The 15,661-nt window shown below is 68.2% G+C and carries 18 protein-coding genes; 9 read left to right on the top strand and 9 right to left on the bottom strand.

Translation table 11 applies throughout. The annotated features are described in order from the left end of the window. Positions 1-159 precede the first annotated feature (159 nt). Together OHS58_RS36570 and mctP are read left to right on the top strand one after the other, a co-directional pair. Positions 160-441 carry a DUF3311 domain-containing protein gene (locus OHS58_RS36570; protein ID WP_326945334.1) on the top strand — a complete coding sequence of 94 codons (282 nt, stop codon included), beginning with the start codon at positions 160-162 and terminating at the stop codon, positions 439-441. Then, positions 438-2,096 (top strand): monocarboxylate uptake permease MctP, encoded by a 1,659-nt coding sequence (mctP, locus tag OHS58_RS36565; RefSeq protein ID WP_326945333.1) that lies wholly within the window; start codon positions 438-440, stop codon positions 2,094-2,096. The genes OHS58_RS36570 and mctP overlap by 4 nt, the downstream gene beginning before the upstream one ends. Here mctP and OHS58_RS36560 read toward each other — a convergent pair. Next, entirely contained in the window at positions 2,090-2,695 is a 606-nt protein-coding gene (locus OHS58_RS36560) for a hypothetical protein (RefSeq protein ID WP_328645469.1), read from the bottom strand. The two genes, mctP and OHS58_RS36560, sit on opposite strands and share 7 nt — an antisense overlap. 32 nt (positions 2,696-2,727) lie before the next feature. Between OHS58_RS36560 and OHS58_RS36555 the strand changes: the two genes are divergently transcribed. Next, positions 2,728-3,303: a peroxidase-related enzyme gene (locus OHS58_RS36555; protein ID WP_326945332.1), complete on the top strand. Its 576-nt coding sequence runs from the start codon at positions 2,728-2,730 to the stop codon at positions 3,301-3,303. Here the strand turns inward: OHS58_RS36555 and OHS58_RS36550 are convergent. From OHS58_RS36550 to OHS58_RS36535, 4 genes are all read right to left on the bottom strand, one after another. Further along, the gene (locus OHS58_RS36550) at positions 3,300-4,226 is read right to left on the bottom strand and encodes a bifunctional helix-turn-helix transcriptional regulator/GNAT family N-acetyltransferase (RefSeq protein ID WP_328645468.1); all 927 of its coding nucleotides are present in this window, start codon (positions 4,224-4,226) and stop codon (positions 3,300-3,302) included. The two genes, OHS58_RS36555 and OHS58_RS36550, sit on opposite strands and share 4 nt — an antisense overlap. A 222-nt stretch (positions 4,227-4,448) precedes the next feature. Continuing rightward, on the bottom strand, positions 4,449-4,598 hold the full coding sequence (locus OHS58_RS36545; protein WP_247059489.1) for a hypothetical protein: 150 nt from the start codon (positions 4,596-4,598) through the stop codon (positions 4,449-4,451). A gap of 270 nt (positions 4,599-4,868) precedes the next feature. Then, the gene (locus OHS58_RS36540; RefSeq protein WP_247059488.1) at positions 4,869-6,059 is read right to left on the bottom strand and encodes an ATP-binding protein; all 1,191 of its coding nucleotides are present in this window, start codon (positions 6,057-6,059) and stop codon (positions 4,869-4,871) included. 207 nt (positions 6,060-6,266) lie between these two features. Continuing rightward, complete coding sequence (locus tag OHS58_RS36535) at positions 6,267-7,001, bottom strand: MerR family transcriptional regulator (protein ID WP_328645467.1); 735 nt, start codon at positions 6,999-7,001, stop codon at positions 6,267-6,269. A 177-nt stretch (positions 7,002-7,178) separates the two neighbouring features. Here OHS58_RS36535 and OHS58_RS36530 point away from each other — a divergent pair, with 177 nt between their 5' ends. Beyond that, positions 7,179-7,718 (top strand): DoxX family protein, encoded by a 540-nt coding sequence (locus OHS58_RS36530; RefSeq protein WP_328645466.1) that lies wholly within the window; start codon positions 7,179-7,181, stop codon positions 7,716-7,718. Between the two features lie 50 nt (positions 7,719-7,768). Here the strand turns inward: OHS58_RS36530 and OHS58_RS36525 are convergent, their stop codons facing one another. Then, positions 7,769-9,058 carry an acetyl-CoA C-acetyltransferase gene (locus OHS58_RS36525; protein WP_328645465.1) on the bottom strand — a complete coding sequence of 430 codons (1,290 nt, stop codon included), beginning with the start codon at positions 9,056-9,058 and terminating at the stop codon, positions 7,769-7,771. A gap of 93 nt (positions 9,059-9,151) precedes the next feature. Here OHS58_RS36525 and OHS58_RS36520 point away from each other — a divergent pair, with 93 nt between their 5' ends. Then, on the top strand, positions 9,152-10,486 hold the full coding sequence (locus OHS58_RS36520) for a 3-oxoacyl-ACP reductase (protein ID WP_328645464.1): 1,335 nt from the start codon (positions 9,152-9,154) through the stop codon (positions 10,484-10,486). 1 nt (position 10,487) lies between these two features. After that, positions 10,488-11,330, top strand: coding sequence for a MaoC family dehydratase (locus OHS58_RS36515; protein ID WP_328645463.1), 843 nt, complete (start codon positions 10,488-10,490; stop codon positions 11,328-11,330). On the opposite strand, the gene OHS58_RS36510 is transcribed toward OHS58_RS36515, so the two are convergent. Both OHS58_RS36510 and OHS58_RS36505 read right to left on the bottom strand, forming a co-directional pair. Continuing rightward, positions 11,322-11,840 carry a hypothetical protein gene (locus OHS58_RS36510; RefSeq protein WP_328645462.1) on the bottom strand — a complete coding sequence of 173 codons (519 nt, stop codon included), beginning with the start codon at positions 11,838-11,840 and terminating at the stop codon, positions 11,322-11,324. The genes OHS58_RS36515 and OHS58_RS36510 overlap by 9 nt on opposite strands. Further along, positions 11,837-12,493 carry a TetR/AcrR family transcriptional regulator gene (locus OHS58_RS36505; RefSeq protein WP_247059480.1) on the bottom strand — a complete coding sequence of 219 codons (657 nt, stop codon included), beginning with the start codon at positions 12,491-12,493 and terminating at the stop codon, positions 11,837-11,839. Before OHS58_RS36505 ends, OHS58_RS36510 begins: the two co-directional genes overlap by 4 nt. Before the next feature lie 127 nt (positions 12,494-12,620). On the opposite strand from OHS58_RS36505, the gene OHS58_RS36500 reads away from it, so the two are divergent. The 3 genes from OHS58_RS36500 (at position 12,621) to OHS58_RS36490 (ending at position 15,182) form a co-directional block, all read left to right on the top strand. Then, positions 12,621-13,283, top strand: coding sequence for an SCP2 sterol-binding domain-containing protein (locus OHS58_RS36500; protein WP_328649915.1), 663 nt, complete (start codon positions 12,621-12,623; stop codon positions 13,281-13,283). A 102-nt stretch (positions 13,284-13,385) separates the two neighbouring features. After that, positions 13,386-13,937 (top strand): SCP2 sterol-binding domain-containing protein, encoded by a 552-nt coding sequence (locus OHS58_RS36495; protein ID WP_328649914.1) that lies wholly within the window; start codon positions 13,386-13,388, stop codon positions 13,935-13,937. Positions 13,938-13,991: 54 nt separating this feature from the next. Then, a complete protein-coding gene (locus OHS58_RS36490; protein ID WP_328645461.1) occupies positions 13,992-15,182 on the top strand; it encodes a YDG/SRA domain-containing protein in 1,191 nt (396 codons plus the stop codon). On the opposite strand, the gene OHS58_RS36485 is transcribed toward OHS58_RS36490, so the two are convergent. Then, positions 15,183-15,656, bottom strand: coding sequence for an FxsA family protein (locus OHS58_RS36485; RefSeq protein ID WP_326945316.1), 474 nt, complete (start codon positions 15,654-15,656; stop codon positions 15,183-15,185). Positions 15,657-15,661: the final 5 nt, after the last annotated feature.

Below are 15,661 nucleotides of genomic sequence, written 5' to 3'. Positions count from 1 at the left end.
TTGATATAGGGCGGGTAACGACGGGGCAACCGACGTTGGTCGGGGTGTTGGCCGGCAACGCGGTACGCGGCGATCAAATCGATATCGGACAGACGTGACGTCCCGTCAGCCAGGTTCTAAGGTCAGGCGGTCGGTTACGGGAGTGTTAGGTGAGGTCCGATGTCGACTGTGAAGCACGACGACGGGAAGGTGCGCGGGAAGCCCTTCAACCCGTGGTACCTGCTCTTGATCGTCCCGCTGCTGGTCCTGGTCACGCCACTGTTCAACATGGACGGTCCGCGGCTGTTCGGGATGCCGTTCTTCTACTGGTTCCAGTTCCTCTTCGTCGTGGTCGGCGTCCTCAGCACGTGGATCGTCTACCTGATGACGCGGGAGAAGCCGGCCGGTGACGCCCCGGACAAGCTGAGCGTCGACGACCTGGACGAGGGGGACGCTCGATGAGCAACCTGCAGTGGCCGGAACTGATCATCTTCACGGTCCTGTTCCTGCTGGTCACCGTGCTCGGGTTCATGGCCGCGCGCTGGCAGCGTGGCGGTGGGCTGGACCACCTGGACGAATGGGGCCTCGGCGGCCGCAAGTTCGGCTCGTGGGTCACCTGGTTCCTGCTCGGCGGTGACCTCTACACGGCGTACACGTTCGTCGCGGTGCCCGCGCTGGTGTTCAGCGCCGGCGCGCTCGGCCTCTACGCGCTGCCGTACACGATCGTCGTCTACCCGATCGTCCTGCTCCCGGCCCTGCGGATGTGGTCGGTGTCGCGGGTCCGCGGCTACGTCACCCCGGCCGACTTCGTGCGCGGCCGCTTCGGCTCACCGATCCTCGCGCTGCTGATCGCCATCACCGGCATCGTCGCGACCATGCCGTACATCGCGCTGCAGCTGGTCGGCCTCGAAGCCGTGCTGCGGACGATGGGCATCAACGGCTCCGGCATCGTCGGGCACCTGCCGCTGCTGATCGCCTTCATCATCCTGGCGGTCTACACCTACCAGTCCGGCCTGCGGGCGCCCGCGCTGATCGCGTTCGTCAAGGACATCCTGATCTACATCGTCATCCTCGTGGCGATCATCTACCTGCCCTCGAAGCTGGGCGGCTGGTCGCACATCTTCGACACGGCGGCGGCGAAGCTCGGCACGCCGAACCCGGCCACCGGCAAGCCGGCCGGGTCGATCCTGCTGAACGCGAACAACCAGCTGCAGTACGCGACGCTGGCCCTGGGTTCGGCGCTCGCGCTGTTCCTCTACCCGCACTCGCTGACCAGCGTGCTGGCTTCCCGCGGCCGCAGCGTCATCAAGAAGAACATGGTCGCGCTGCCGGCGTACTCGCTGGTGCTGGGCCTGCTGGCGCTGCTCGGGTACGTCGCGATCACGGCGGGCGTCAAGCCGCTGACGAACGCGGCGACCGGCAAGCCGGACGGCAACACGATCGTCCCGGTGCTGTTCGACAACCAGTTCTCGTCGTGGTTCGCCGGCATCGCGTTCGCCGCGATCGGCATCGGCGCGCTGGTGCCGGCCGCGATCATGTCGATCGCCGCGGCGAACCTGTGGACGCGCAACATCTACAAGGAGTACATCCGCAAGAACGCGACGCCGCAGGAAGAAGCGAAGCAGGCGAAGCTCGCGTCGCTGGTCGTGAAGCTGGGTGCGGTCGCGGTGATCATCCTGATCGACCCGCAGTTCTCGATCGACCTGCAGCTCATCGGCGGCGTGCTGATCCTGCAGACGCTGCCGGCGGTCGCGCTCGCGCTGTACACGCGCTGGTTCCACCGCTGGGGCCTGATCGCGGGCTGGGTCGTCGGCATCGGCTGGGGCCTGATCATGCTGTACGGGATCCCCAACCCGGCCAACGGAAAGCTCCACTTCGGCGGTTCGGCGTTGTCGCTCGGCAACCTGTCGATCTTCGGCTGGCACCCGTTCTCGGGCTCGCTGGTGCAGATCTACGTCGGCTTCGTCGCGTTGATCGCCAACCTGGTGGTCGCCGCGATCGTCACGGTGATCGCGCGGCAGATGAAGGTGTTCAACGGCACCGACGACACCAACCCCGCGGACTACCTGGCCGACGAGAACGACAAGAACCTGCGTCCGATCGGCGCGGCTCACTGAGCGGTGCGTCTGAGGATCACCGTGCGGGAAACGAGGTAGAGCACCACGCCGTTGAGCAGGTGCCAGAGGAAGTGCGTGCCGGCCGGGACGTAGTCGCAGACGTCCCGGTCGAGCGTGCGCAAGCTCAGTGACAGCGCGAAAATCGCGCCCGCCACAGCGAAGTGCGTCCAGGAGGCGTCGCGCGAAAAGGCGAGAAGCGCGACGACGACGCCGAACGCGATGAGCGCGGAGAGGTAGAGCCCGCCCCCGAGCAACGCCGTCACCACGGTGAGGGCGAGGAACGCGGGTGCGGCCAGCCAAGCGAACCGCCAGCCGTAGAACACGCGCGCGAACACCACGACGTACACCAGCACGAAAACGAGGATGCTCACCGAATCCGCGACGCCGGCCCAGCGCGTCGCGAGCAGGTGAAACGCTGTGCTGGCCGCGAAAACGAGTCCGATCAGCCCGGCCAGCAGCCGCCCGGCGCGGTCCCCGGCGGCCAGCCGCCACACGAGCACGGCGGCGAGGAGGAACGCGAGATTGCCGAGACTGTTGAAGGGTTCTCCCCAGAGCCCGGGCGCGACCCGTTCGCAGTACCCGTCGACGTAGTCCGTCACGGTGACAGCCAACCATGACTAGCGTGGAGTGTATGAGCGACGCGGTGAGCCGGTTCCCGGTGACGGAACTCGAAGACCTGCCCGACGACCTGCGTGAGCGCGTCGGCGTGATCGCGGAGAAGTCCGGGTTCACGCCGAACATCTTCCGCGCGCTCGGCCACCGGCCGGCCGAGCTGCGGGCGTTCCTCGACTACCACGACGCGCTGATGGAACGCTCCGACGGACTCAGCAAGGCCGAGCGCGAGCTGGTCGTCGTCGCGACGTCGGGCGCCAACCACTGCACCTACTGCGTCGTCGCGCACGGCGCGATCCTGCGCATCCGCGCCAAGGACCCGGAGCTCGCCGACCGCGTGTCGAGCAACCCGTGGCAGGTGGAGCTGGACGAACGCGGCCGCGCGATCGTCGACCTGGCGCTCGCGCTGGCCCAGGACTCGGCGCTGTTCGGCGAGGGCGACCTCGAAGCCGCGCGCGAGGCGGGCCTGACCGACGACGAGATCTGGGACGTCGGCGCGATCACGGCGTTGTTCGCGATGTCGAACCGGCTCGCGCACCTGACGGCGTTGCGGCCGAACCCGGAGTTCTACACGCTCGGCCGCGTCCCGCGTTAGAACTCCCGGCGCCAGATCTCCTCGGTCAGCTTCGGACCCCAGCCGTCGAAATCCGCTTCTTCGACGAGTTCGAACCCGGCCGCGCGGTAGAGCGCCCGCGCGGCGTCGAGGATGGACACCGTCGACAGCTCCATCACGCGGTAGCCGTGGGCCCTGGCGAACTCGACGCACTCGGTCACCAGCCGCTTGCCGACGCCGCGACCCCGGGCCGACGGCTCCAGCAGCAACAGCCGCAGCTTCGCGGTGTCCGCGTCGGAGCCGCGGGCGCAGCCGATGCTGCCGACGCGCTCGCCGTCGAGCTCCGCGATCCAGAAGGCCTGGCGCGCGTCGTCGTGCACGGCGAAGTCCGCGACGATGCGGGCGACCAGCCCCTCGAACCGGCTGTCGAAGCCGTACTCGCGGGCGTAGAGCGCGCCGTGCCGCTGCACCACCCAGCCGAGGTCGCCCGGTCGTGGCGGGCGGAGGACGAGTGCCGGGTCGCGCCGGCGCTCGCCGACGACGTCGCCGATCGTGCGCATGGCGGCCAGCATGCGCCGCTGGTCTTCGTCGGCGAAGCGCCGGAGCAGGCCACCGATCTGTTCGGTGGATCGGCGGTTGAGCAGCGCGAAGGCGTCCCGGCCGGCGGCGGTCGGCCGGACGAGCTGACGGCGGGCGTCCTCGTCGGACCGCTCGCGGGTGATCAGGCCGCGGCCCTCGAGGCGGGCGAGCAGCCTGCTGGCGTACCCGGCGTCGAGGTCGAGGCGTTTCCGCAGGTCGGTGACGGCCAGCGGGTCGCGCTGGGTCAGCTCGAAGAGCACCCGGGCTTCGGGGAGGGAGTACTCGGCGTCGGCCGGGCCTTCGTCCAGGACACCGATGACTCCGGTGTACAGCCGGTTGAAGGCGCGGACCGCGGCGACCCGTTCGGCCAGCTCAGTGTCGTTCATTGACCACCTCAACAAAGTCGTTGACGGAGTCAATGATTACGCCATGAGGCGGCGCAGGCAAGAAGGTTTCGGGGAAATGGGAAACCCCGTGATGCTGCCAGGTCGGGGGTCCGCCAGCATCACGGGGTCGTAGGGGGTATCGACGCGGATTTGCGCGGCGTTACACCTTCACCAGTTTGTGGGCTAGGTCACTCGAATGGGCGACCGCCACTGGTGAGTTGGTCAGCGCATGTAGCCCGAGCGGGCCTGCGCGATCGCGATGAGTTCCTGACGAACCGTCGCGGTGGCAGCGGTGTCGATCGCCCGGTCCAGCGCCCGGCGAGTACGAACCTCGGCGCGACGGGCTCGGAGCTTGGCGGCGATGTTGTTCATCGGTTTCTGCATCCCCTTCGGAGGGTCTCGGTGGCTTGTAGCTCTAGTATGCACCTTTTTTCACAAGGAAGCCAACGAATGTCCGGTGATGTGGCGCACTCACCGATGAATCATCGGCAAATTTGGGAAAGAGCCGAAGAGATCATGGTGTCGGCGGTCACGATGAGGCAACCCCTCTGTCGTTGTCTACGACTGTCTAGCGATTCGCCGATACTCGACTAGCGACACTCATATAACGCGATACGGCCAGTTCAGGAGCGTCAGGCGCGGTCAGTCGCGGCTGAGCAGGTAGTGCCCGAAGTGCGGGACGGTGAAGGCGATCTGTCCCCGCTCGGCGGAGAACACGAGGCCCTTCTTCATCAGGCTGTCGCGCGCCGGCGACAGCGACGACGGCTTCCGCCCCAGGAAGACGGCGACGTCGGCGGTGCCGGCGGCCTCGTCGCGGCCCTGGGTCAGCTCGGCCATTGCGAGCAGGTACTCGCGCTCGGCCGGCGTCGCGCGCTCGTAGCGCGAGCCGAAGAACCCGACGGCCAGCTCGGACTCCGCCTCCGGCGCGGCGACCTGGACGTCCTTGAGCGTGATCGGGTCGGCCGGCGCCGCGTCCCAGGCCGCTTTGCCGTAGGCCTGGATGAAGTAGGGGTAGCCGCCGGACGCGTCGAAGAGCGCGTCGAGAGCCTCGGGCTCGATGCTGGCGTCCTCGCGCTCGATCGGCGCCATCACGGCGAAGTCGGCGTCCGCGCGGTCGAGCCGGTCGATGCGCGCGTAGCGGAAGAGCCGCTCGGAGTAGGACTTGGACGCCGAGAGCACCGCAGGCACGTGCGGCAGCCCGGCGCCGACGACGACGAGCGGCGCCCCGGACTGCGAGAGCTCGTGACAGGCGGCGCAGAGCGCGGAGACGTCGTCGGGCTGCAGGTCCTGGATCTCGTCGATGAGCAGCGCGACGCCGGTGCCGACGTCCGCGGCCAGCTCGGCGACGTCGGTGAACAGTTCCACCAGGTCGATCTCGATGTCCCCGGAGTCGGCCCGCCCCTGCGCGGCGGGCACGTCGATGCCCGGCTGCCACCGGTCACGCAGCTTCGCGTCGGCCTTGTTGGCCCGCAGCGCGAACGCCTTGAGCACCCCGAGCACCTCTTCGACCCGATCCGGCGCCCGGTGCCGCACGGCGAGATCCCGGATGGCCCGGTGCAACGCGGCGGAGAGCGGCCGCCGCAGTTCGGCGTCCGGCCGCGCCTCGATCTTCCCGGCCCCCCACTTGTGCCGCACGGCCATCGCCCGCAGCTCACCGAGCAGCACGGTCTTCCCGACCCCACGCAGCCCGGTCAGCACAAGACTGCGTTCAGGCCGCCCCCGCGCCACGCGCTCCAGCACCACTTCGAAGGCCTTGAGCTCACGCTCACGCCCGGCCAGCTCGGGAGGCCGTTGCCCGGCGCCCGGCGCGAAGGGGTTGCGGATGGGGTCCACTCTGCCAAGCTATCGACGTATCTAGCGCCAGGACGATATTCGGCCATAGACAGCTAGCGCGTGTCGCCGGAGTTCGACCGGATGGCCGAACGATCTCCAACCGAGCGATCCTCGCCGCCTCGACCCACTGCGCCCAGCCGGTACATAGAGACGAACAGGTCTGCAGCCCTGCTCGTCTCTACCCCCAGCGCGCACTACGACGCAGCGCTAGTCGCTCAGGTTCCGCTCCGCGTAGATCTTCATCGCGTCGCGGACGAACTCCGCCGTCGCGCCCTCGAACCCGTAGCGCGGGTCATCCACGTACAGCTGGCCCAGGCCCGCGAAGTAGCCCGCGGACACCGACGAAACCGCCGGCCGGAGCCACGCGTGCAGCCGGCCCGTGATCGCTTGCACCTCGGCCGAGTCCGGGGAAAGCCCGGCCGCGCGGGCCGCGCCGAACGCCGTGGAGACGTCCACCTGCTCCTGCTGGTGGGCCTGCTTCTCGTCGGCCGACAGGGAACTCCACCACCGGTCCCCCGTCGCGTACGCCGAAGCGCCCCAGCGCCGGGTGACCTCTTCCTGGTACTGCGTGTGGTCGAAGCCGTCGAACACTTCTTCTGCCATAAGTCGTTCACCTCCCTTCAGTTTCCGTAGCGTCGTGCGGACCGACGCGATCTGCCGCCCGATCCGCCGCTGCTCCTGTTCGAGCAGGTCCAGGTGGGTCTCGAGCGCGGCCGCGCGGTCGCGTTGCCCGTCGAGGACTTCGGCGATGGCCGGGAGCCCGAGGCCGAGATCGCGCAGCAGCAGGATCCGCTGCAGCCGGACGAGCGCGTGCTCGTCGTAGTAGCGGTAGCCGTTGCCGCCGATCCGGCTGGGCTCGAGCAGGCCGACCGCGCCGTAGTGGCGCAGCGTCCGGCTCGTGGTCCCGGCCGAGCGGGCGATGTCCTGGATCGACCACTCCATGACGTCGACGATAGAAGTTGACGCAGCGTCAAGGTCAAGCGCTAACGCTTTCTAGCGTTCTCTAGCAACGACACGATATTCGCGCAGACAACGCTAGGAGGGTTCGGCGCCGGGCCGAGCGGGCATTCCAGCTGTAGGTTTGACCAGGAAGAAGCCCGGACCAGGAAGGCAACGACCGTGATACTCCGTCGTGTGGCTCGTCCACTGATCGCCGCGACATTCGTGTACGGCGGGATCAACGTGCTCCGGAACACGCAGTCGCACGCGAAGACCGCCGAGCCGTTCCTCACGGACGCCTTCGACAAGCTCGAAGGCGTCATTCCCGAGCAGGTGCCGCGCGACCCGGCCACGCTCGTCCGCATCGACGCCGCCGTGAAGATCGGCGCCGGCCTCGCGTTCGCGACGGGCAAGGCGCCGCGGCTGACGTCCGCGCTGCTGCTCGGCAGCCTGGTCCCGACGACGCTGGCGGCGCACAGCTTCTGGACGCTCCAGGACCCGGCCGAGAAGAAGAAGCAGCAGATCCAGTTCCTGAAGAACGCCGGCCTGGCCGGTGGGCTGATGCTGGCCGTCGCCGACACCGCGGGCAAGCCGTCGGTCGGCTGGCGGGCGCGTCGTGCGGCGAAGGACGCCGGTCACGGCGTCGAGAAGCTGGGCCGCAAGGCCGAAAAGCGCGCCAAGAAGCTGGCGAAGAAGGCCGAGAAGGCCCTCCCCAGCTGACGAACGCGAAAAGGGGCCGTCCCCAACCGGGACGGCCCCTTTCGTGTGCCTTACTTCTCCAGGATCGCGGTGACGCCCTGGCCGCCCGCCGCGCAGATGGAGATCAGGCCGCGGCCGGACCCCTTCTCGTGCAGCAGCTTCGCCAGCGTCGCGACGATCCGGCCGCCGGTCGCGGCGAACGGGTGCCCGGCCGCCAGCGACGAGCCGTTGACGTTCAGCTTCGTCCGGTCGATCGAGCCCAGCGGCTCGTCCAGCTCCAGCTTCTCCTTGGCGAACGCCGGGTCCTCCCACGCCTTGAGCGTGGCCAGCACCTGCGACGCGAACGCCTCGTGGATCTCGTAGTAGTCGAAGTCCTGCAGCGAAAGCCCGGCCCGCGCGAGCATCCGCGGCACGGCGTACGCCGGCGCCATCAGCAGGCCTTCCTCGCCGTGCACGTAGTCGACGGCCGCGGTCTGCGAGAACGTCAGGTACGCCTGCACCGGCAGCTTGTGCGCCTTCGCCCACTCCTCGGTGGCCAGCAGCACGGTCGACGCGCCGTCGGTCAGCGGCGTCGAGTTGCCCGCGGTCATCGTGCCGCCCGGTCCGCCGAACGCCGGCTTGAGCTTGGCGAGCTTCTCCGCGGTCGAGTCCGCGCGCAGGTTCTGATCGCGCGCCAGCTTGAGGAACGGCGTCACGAGGTCGTCGAAGAACCCGCGGTCGTAGGCGGCGGCGAGGTGCTGGTGGCTGGCGGCGGCCAGCTCGTCCTGCGCCTCGCGCGTGACCTCCCAGATCTTCGCGGTCAGCGCCGCGTGCTCGCCCATCGACAGCCCGGTGCGCGGCTCGGAGTTGCGCGGGATCGCCGGGACGATGTGCCCGGGGCGGATCTTCGCGACGAGCTTCAGCCGGTCGCCGAGCGTCTTCGCGGCGTTGAGCCGGATGAGGATCTGGCGCAGGTCCTCGTTCACGGCCAGCGGCGCGTCGCTGGTGGTGTCGACGCCGCCGGCGATGGCCGAGTCGATCTCGCCGAGCGCGATCTTGTTCGCGACGTTGACGATGGCCTGCAGGCCGGTGCCGCACGCCATCTGCACGTCGGACGCGGGTGTCGCGGGTGAGAGCTTGCTGCCGAGCACGCTTTCGCGGGCCAGGTTGAAGTCCTTCGAGTGCTTGAGCACGGCGCCGGCCGCGACCTCGCCGATGACCTCGTCCTGCAGGGAGAAGCGGCTGACCAGGCCGTCGAGCGCGGCGGTGAACATGTCCTGGTTCGACGCCTTCGCGTACGGGCCGTTCGACCGCGCGAAGGGGATCCGGTTGCCGCCGATGATCGCGACCTTGCGGACGGCTGGTGCTTTCTTGGGCGGCATGAACGTCACCTCTCTGGTCGGCTCTCTCACACTGTAACCTACTCGCAAGTAGGTTAGACTGCGACGTGACGCAGACTGCACGGGAGGCAACCGATGGCTGACAGGTACCAGCAGTTCACGAAAACCCCGTTGGGGAAGTTCGTGGTGCCGAAGCTCGGCCTGCCCAGCCCCGCCACCCTGCGCCGGTACCAGCCCGGGCAACCCGCCCTCGAGGGTCCCGCACTTCTCGGCGCCGCGCCCGGCGGACGGCTGGAGAAGAAGGTCCGTGACCAGCTCGCGGACGCGGGCATCACCGTCGTCACCACTTCGGGTGACAGGCATGCGGCGCTGGTCTTCGACGCCACCGGCGTCACCGAGCCCGGCCGCCTGCGCGAGGTCTACGACTTCTTCCACCCGGTGATCCGCAGCGTCGGCCCGTCCGGCCGCGTCGTCATCCTGGGCACCCCGCCGGAGCAGGTCGAGGGCCGCGAGCGCATCGCGCAGCGCGCTCTCGAAGGCTTCGTGCGCTCCGTGGGTAAAGAGCTGAAGCGCGGCGCGACCGCTCAGCTCGTGTACGTCGCCGAAGGCGCCGAAGACGCGACGGAGTCGACGCTGCGCTTCCTGCTGTCCGCGAAGTCGGCCTTCGTCGACGCCCAGGTCATCCGGATCGGCGCCGAAGGCAAGACGGCGACCGCGCCGGCCAGCTGGGAGAAGCCCCTCACCGGCAAGGTCGCGCTGGTCACCGGCGCGTCCCGCGGCATCGGCGCGGCGATCGCCGATGTCCTGGCCCGCGACGGCGCGCACGTCGTCGCCCTCGACATCCCCGCCCAGGGCGCCGACCTGTCGAAGGTCGCCAACAAGATCGGCGGCTCGGCGCTGCAGCTCGACATCACTTCGCCGAGCGCGCCCGCGAAGCTCGCGGAGTACCTGAAGGAGCGTCACGGCGGCGTCGACGTCGTCGTGCACAACGCGGGCATCACGCGCGACAAGACGCTGGGCAACATGAGCGAGAGCGCGTGGGACTCGGTGATCGCGGTCAACCTCGCGTCGCAGCTCGCGGTGAACGACAAGCTGCTCGCCGACAAGATCCTGAACGAGAACGGCCGCGTCATCGGCGTCTCGTCGATCGCGGGCATCGCCGGCAACGTCGGCCAGACGAACTACGCGACGTCGAAGGCGGGTGTCATCGGCATGGTGAACGTCGGCGCGCCGCAGCTCGCGGCGTACGGCGGCACGATCAACGCCGTGGCGCCGGGCTTCATCGAGACGAAGATGACGGCGGCGGTCCCGCTGTTCATCCGCGAGGCCGGCCGCCGGCTGTCGAGCCTCGGCCAGGGCGGCCTGCCGGTGGACGTCGCCGAGACGATCGCCTGGTACGCGAACCCGGCGTCGGCCGCGGTGAACGGCAACGTGGTCCGCGTCTGCGGCCAGGCCCTGCTGGGGGCCTGACGTGGCGATCCGCGAACTCGACAGCACGCCGAGCCTGGCGACGCTGTACCCGAAGGCGCTGCTCGGCGGCGTCCTGCGCAAGCCGGCCGGCTCGTCGCTGCCGGACACGGAGCTGGTGCGCACCGGCGTCGTCGTCGACCCGGCGCACCTCGCCGCGTACAACACGGTGTGCGGCTTCCGGCTGAGCGACGAGCTGCCCGCGACGTACCCGCACATGCTGGCGTTCCCGCTGCAGATGGCGCTGATGACCGAGCAGGGCTTCCCGTTCCCGCTGCTGGGCATGGTCCACGTCGCGAACCGCGTCACCCAGCACCGCGCGCTGCGGCTGGGCGAGCCGCTGACGGTGCGCGTCCGCGCGGAGAACCTGCGCGCGCACGAGAAGGGACGTCAGTTCGACGTCATCAGCGAGGCGCAGGTAGGCGACGAGACGGTGTGGACGGACGTCAGCACGTACCTGCGCCGCAGTGGCTCTACTGGCACTACCTCTCGCCGCGAACAGCTCGCACCCCCGACCCCGGACGCGATCTGGCGAGTCCCGGGCGACATCGGAAGGCGCTACGCGGAGGTCTCGGGCGACCGCAACCCGATCCACCTGCACCCGCTGACGGCGCGCCTGTTCGGCTTCCCGAAGGCGATCGCCCACGGCATGTGGACGAAGGCCCACGCGCTCGCGGCGTTCGAAGGACGTCTGCCGGAGGCGTTCACGATCGACGTCCGCTTCAAGCAGCCGGTGCTGTTGCCGGCCAAGGCGGGCTTCACGTCGTGGTCCACGCCGGAGGGCTGGGCGTTCGAGCTGTGGAGCAAGTCGAAGCCCCACCTGGACGGCACGATCACCTCACTCTGACGGCGGTGTGTTCGCATAGGTGATGAACTGGCTTGGATGAACGATCGCTGACAGGTGGAGGGTGAAGGTCGCCAGCTCCACCCACCTCCGTCGGTGTCCGGTCTTCGCCTCCAGCCGGACCGCGCGGTCGATCTTGCCCAGTTCATGCCGCGCATCGAACTCTGCGAAGAGTTGGTGTGCCTGGTGGCCCGGGACGCTGAAGACCGACGCAAAGTCTGGCTCTTCGTCGCTCCTCGGCCTTAGCTGCCTGCGCGTTCGTGCCCACCGAAGTGGCTCGAGCTTCGGCTCGCCCAAGACGGCCAGTCGCAGATCTTGGACCACGATCGATTGGGCTCCGGTGTTCTGCAAGACGAGTGGGAGCAAGATGATCGCCCGGTCAGGCGTGTTGGATCCGGAGAATGTCTGAGGTGCGAAAGACCTCAGCCGTCCTGTCCGTGCGTTCAACCACCAGAACGAGATGACCGTGAACGCCAGCGCGCAGATCGAGACAACGAACGCTGCGGCCGTCACTCCGACGGCTTCCAGACCTCGCCCTCGATGAGGTCGTTGAAGCCGAGCCAGACGAGGTTCATCAGCCAGGACGCCAGGACGCCGTCCGAGATGTCGGGGTGGTCGAGGGCCCAGTCGGCCAGCGACTCGGCCGCCCCGACCAGGGCCGCGGACAGGCCTTCGCCGGAGAACTCGGCCTGCTCGCCAACGCCCTTGCGGGTGCCGGCGGACACGACGAGCGCCGCGACCAGCTGGATCGCGCGGGCCCGCATGTCGGTGACCTCCGCCGCGAACGCGCCGCCGACCGTCAGGGCCTGGCGGTGCAGCACCGTCCACGACTCGCGGTACTCCGCGACGAACCGGTAGAACGACCGCAGGCCGTGCCACAGCTGCATGTCCGGCGGCAGGTCGGGCTTCACACCGGCCTGGATGGCCTCCAGCAGCCGCGTCGCCTCGCGGCGGATGCACGCGCCGAACAGGTCCTCCTTCGAGCCGAGGTAGGTGTAGATCATCGGCTTCGAGACGCCGGCGACGTCGGAGATCTCGTCCATCGACGCCGCGTGGTACCCGTGGCGCGAGAAGACCTGGACGGCGGCGTCCAGGATCTGGCGCTCGCGCACCGCACGGGGCAGCCGCCGAGCCCGTTCGGGCGGACGCTGATCATCCTCTGACACGCTGGACCTCCCTGTTACTGACCGGAGACGGTACCGGGCGTTGACCCGGTGGGGTGATTTCGGCACGCTTGCCCGCCTACCTACTGGCGGGTAGCCTTACGCTCGGGTAACTGGAGAGGGAGTGACCATGGCCGACAATGCCGGGATGACCAGCGCCGATCAGATCGTCGGCCTCCGCGGGGCGGCGTTGCTCGACACCCTGGAACGGCTCGACCCGCTCGGCCCCGAGGCGCACGCCTTCGACGTCAACACCCTCGCCGACGCGGTCAACCCCCGCGATCTCGGCAAGGACGACTTCCGCCGGCTCCTGAACGCCCTGCTGCGCCTGGCCGAGCGCGCCCCCGCGTTCGACCTGAGCAAGGTCGACCCGGCGCGCTTCGCGTCGCTGGTCGCCGCCGCTTCGCGCGCCCAGCTCGAAAGCGTCGTCGCCGAGCGGCCACTGCGCGAGCGCGTACTGGACGAGATCTTCGCCCGGATGGGTGCCCACATCCGTCCCGACCGCGCCCGCGACCTGCACGCGGTCGTCCACTGGCGCATGGCAGGCGGAACCGGCGACGGCGGCTACGACCGCTACGAGACGGTCATCTCCCGCGGCTCGTGCACGGTCAGTCGCGAGATGCGCGAACGCCCCCGCGTCACGATCACGATCGCCCCGGTGGACTTCTTCCGGCTCATCACCCACCAGGCGACACCCGCAGTGTTGTTCGTCACGGGAAAAATCAAAGTCAAAGGTGACCTCGCCTTTGCCGCCGGCCTGATCGGATTCTTCGATCTTCCGAAACCCGCCTGACCGGATACACTTTCGGCCGTGCCCCGAAATGCGGAAGACCGCCCCTGGCGATCCCGCCTGCGCGCTTCCCGCCGCCCGGTCCGCATCCGGGCGAGCCACGCGATCAACGGCTTCGCCGAGAAGCTGGTCATCGGCAACCTGACGGCCGGCCAGTTCATCCAGGTCCTGGAAACCCTGCACATGCTGGGAAACGCGGGCGCGGGCATCGAGCTGAGTTCACTGTCGACAGACGTCCTGGTCGACGTGGTCCGCCGAGCATCCCGCGACCAGCTGAAGGCCATCGCCGACCACCCGGAACTCCGCTCGGTCTTCCTGGACGAGATATTCCGCAGAATGTCGGAACACTTTCTCCCTTCCCGCGCTCGTCACGTGGACTTCGTAGTTTCTTGGCGCTTTTCCGACGGCGCCGGCGAGGACGGCTACGACCGCTTCCAGACAGTGATCGAGGACGGCGTGTGCGTTTCCAGCACAGACCTGTCCCGCAGCCCGGACACCACGATCACCCTCTCGGTGGACGACTTCATCCGCATGGCCACGGGCAACGCAGCGGTAGCAGCAATGTTCGTGACGGGCCGAGTGAAGGTGAAAGGCGAGTACGCCCCGGCGGTGAGGTTCTCAAGCTACTTCGACATCCCGCGGCCCACGGTGGACTAGCTGTCGCACGCGGGTGACACCAAACTGTCGGTGCCCCGCTTTAGAGTGGTCCTCATGAGTCTTGCCGATGTTGACCGGGAGCACGTCCTCAAAGCCATCGCAGAGTTCGATGAACTTGGCCAAGGGGCGTTCTTGAGCAAGTACGGCTTCAAGGAAGCTCGCCAGTACGTCGTCCACTATGAGGGCAGGGAGTACGACTCGAAGGCGCTGATCGGTGCCGCCCATGGCGTTGCTACTGGCAGGGCGCTTGCGGCGAAAGACTTCAGCGGCGGGGTCAGGACAGTGGGTGCCCGCCTAACTGACCTCGGATTCGATTTCCGCGACCTCGAGCTGATGCCTGACGCTGCTGATGGTTTCGGCGAGCTGTCGAACTACCCGGAAGGCACCACGTTCAAGAACCGGGCGGAGGTGTCCGCGAGCAAGGTGCATCGTGCGCTACAAGCAGGCATCGTCGGGACAGGGAAGTCTGGAGCTGAGTCGATCGTCTCTTCCGGCGGCTACGAGGACGACGATGATCGAGGCGATGAACTGATCTACACCGGGCACGGCGGTCGAGACGATCGTGGTCGACAAATCGAGAACCAGTCGTTCGCCGCCTCGGGCAACGCGGCCCTGCGAACGAGTTGGCTCACGGGCGACCCGGTTCGAGTCGTACGCGGCCCAGACCCGAAGTCGCCTCATGCACCTGACCAGGGGTATCGCTACGACGGGCTGTTCCGAGTCGAAGATGCGGCGATCGTCCCGGGCCAAGGTGGATTCCAGATCTGCCGATTCCAGATGGTCAAGGTGAGTCGGGCCGCCGACGTGACTTTTGGTGTCGGGGACTACCTCCTGCCCGCGGCACCCCATCACCCCACGGTGCCGGTGGGGAATGCGGCGCCAGGTCGCAAGCCGGTTACTGCGCAGCGCATTGTTCGCTCGACCAAGGTCGTGGAGTACGTGAAGAAGATCCATGATCACACGTGTCAGATCTGCAGTACTCGCTTGTCCCTCGGCAACGGCGAAGGATATTCAGAAGGTGCACACATTCAGGCGCTGGGCGGCCTTCACCGCGGTCCCGATGTGCTGCCCAATGTGCTCTGCTTGTGCGCCAACTGCCATGTCCAGTTCGATCGCGGTGCCATCGTCATCGACACGGACCGGACTGTGGTTCGTGACGGCAAGCCGGCAGGATCGTTGAACGAACTCGACGTGCACAAGGTCGGTGATGAGTTTCTTGAGTACCACCGCAAGACGCACTCGTGATCAACCCTCGATGACGCGGCCTTCGATCACCGGGTGCGGCTTCTCCTCCGAAGACGACGACGAAGGCGGCACCACTTCGCTGTCCACCACCATCACCGGCCCGCGGCGTTGGTTGGCGAACTTCAGCGCTCGCTTCTCCATCCGCTTCAGCCACAGCCGACGGGCCACCGCGCGTGATGGCGGCAGCATCAACAGCAACCCCAGGACGTCACTCACGAACCCCGGGATCAGGATCAACACCCCGCCCAGGCCGACGAGCATGCCGTCGGTCAGTTCCTTCTCTGCCGAACGCCCGGCTCGGGATGTCTCGATGAACGCGCGCATCGCCTTGGCGCCTTCGCGGCGGGCCAGCCAGGAGCCGATGAAGGCGCCGGCCAGGAGGAGGCCCAGCGTGCCGAGCACGCCGACGGCCGAGCCGACCGCCCAGATCGCGGCGATCTCGGCGAAGACGTAGAGCAGGAACGCGACAGCCATACCGG

The organism is Amycolatopsis sp. NBC_00348 (assembly GCF_036114655.1).
Taxonomy (GTDB): Bacteria; Actinomycetota; Actinomycetes; order Mycobacteriales; family Pseudonocardiaceae; genus Amycolatopsis.
The sequence above is the reverse complement of the archived record's forward strand: the minus strand, read 5'-3'. Positions and strand labels throughout refer to the sequence as shown.

What these genes read in the sequence shown, in the direction of transcription:
- OHS58_RS36570 (WP_326945334.1), top strand. Translation starts at nt 160, where the DNA reads ATGTCGACTGTGAAGCACGACGACGGGAAGGTGCGCGGGAAGCCCTTC.
- mctP (WP_326945333.1), top strand. Translation starts at nt 438, where the DNA reads ATGAGCAACCTGCAGTGGCCGGAACTGATCATCTTCACGGTCCTGTTC.
- OHS58_RS36555 (WP_326945332.1), top strand. Translation starts at nt 2,728, where the DNA reads ATGAGCGACGCGGTGAGCCGGTTCCCGGTGACGGAACTCGAAGACCTG.
- OHS58_RS36550 (WP_328645468.1), bottom strand. Translation starts at nt 4,226, where the DNA reads ATGAACGACACTGAGCTGGCCGAACGGGTCGCCGCGGTCCGCGCCTTC.
- OHS58_RS36545 (WP_247059489.1), bottom strand. Translation starts at nt 4,598, where the DNA reads ATGAACAACATCGCCGCCAAGCTCCGAGCCCGTCGCGCCGAGGTTCGT.
- OHS58_RS36535 (WP_328645467.1), bottom strand. Translation starts at nt 7,001, where the DNA reads ATGGAGTGGTCGATCCAGGACATCGCCCGCTCGGCCGGGACCACGAGC.
- OHS58_RS36525 (WP_328645465.1), bottom strand. Translation starts at nt 9,058, where the DNA reads ATGCCGCCCAAGAAAGCACCAGCCGTCCGCAAGGTCGCGATCATCGGC.
- OHS58_RS36520 (WP_328645464.1), top strand. Translation starts at nt 9,152, where the DNA reads ATGGCTGACAGGTACCAGCAGTTCACGAAAACCCCGTTGGGGAAGTTC.
- OHS58_RS36500 (WP_328649915.1), top strand. Translation starts at nt 12,621, where the DNA reads ATGGCCGACAATGCCGGGATGACCAGCGCCGATCAGATCGTCGGCCTC.
- OHS58_RS36490 (WP_328645461.1), top strand. Translation starts at nt 13,992, where the DNA reads ATGAGTCTTGCCGATGTTGACCGGGAGCACGTCCTCAAAGCCATCGCA.
- OHS58_RS36485 (WP_326945316.1), bottom strand. Translation starts at nt 15,656, where the DNA reads ATGGCTGTCGCGTTCCTGCTCTACGTCTTCGCCGAGATCGCCGCGATC.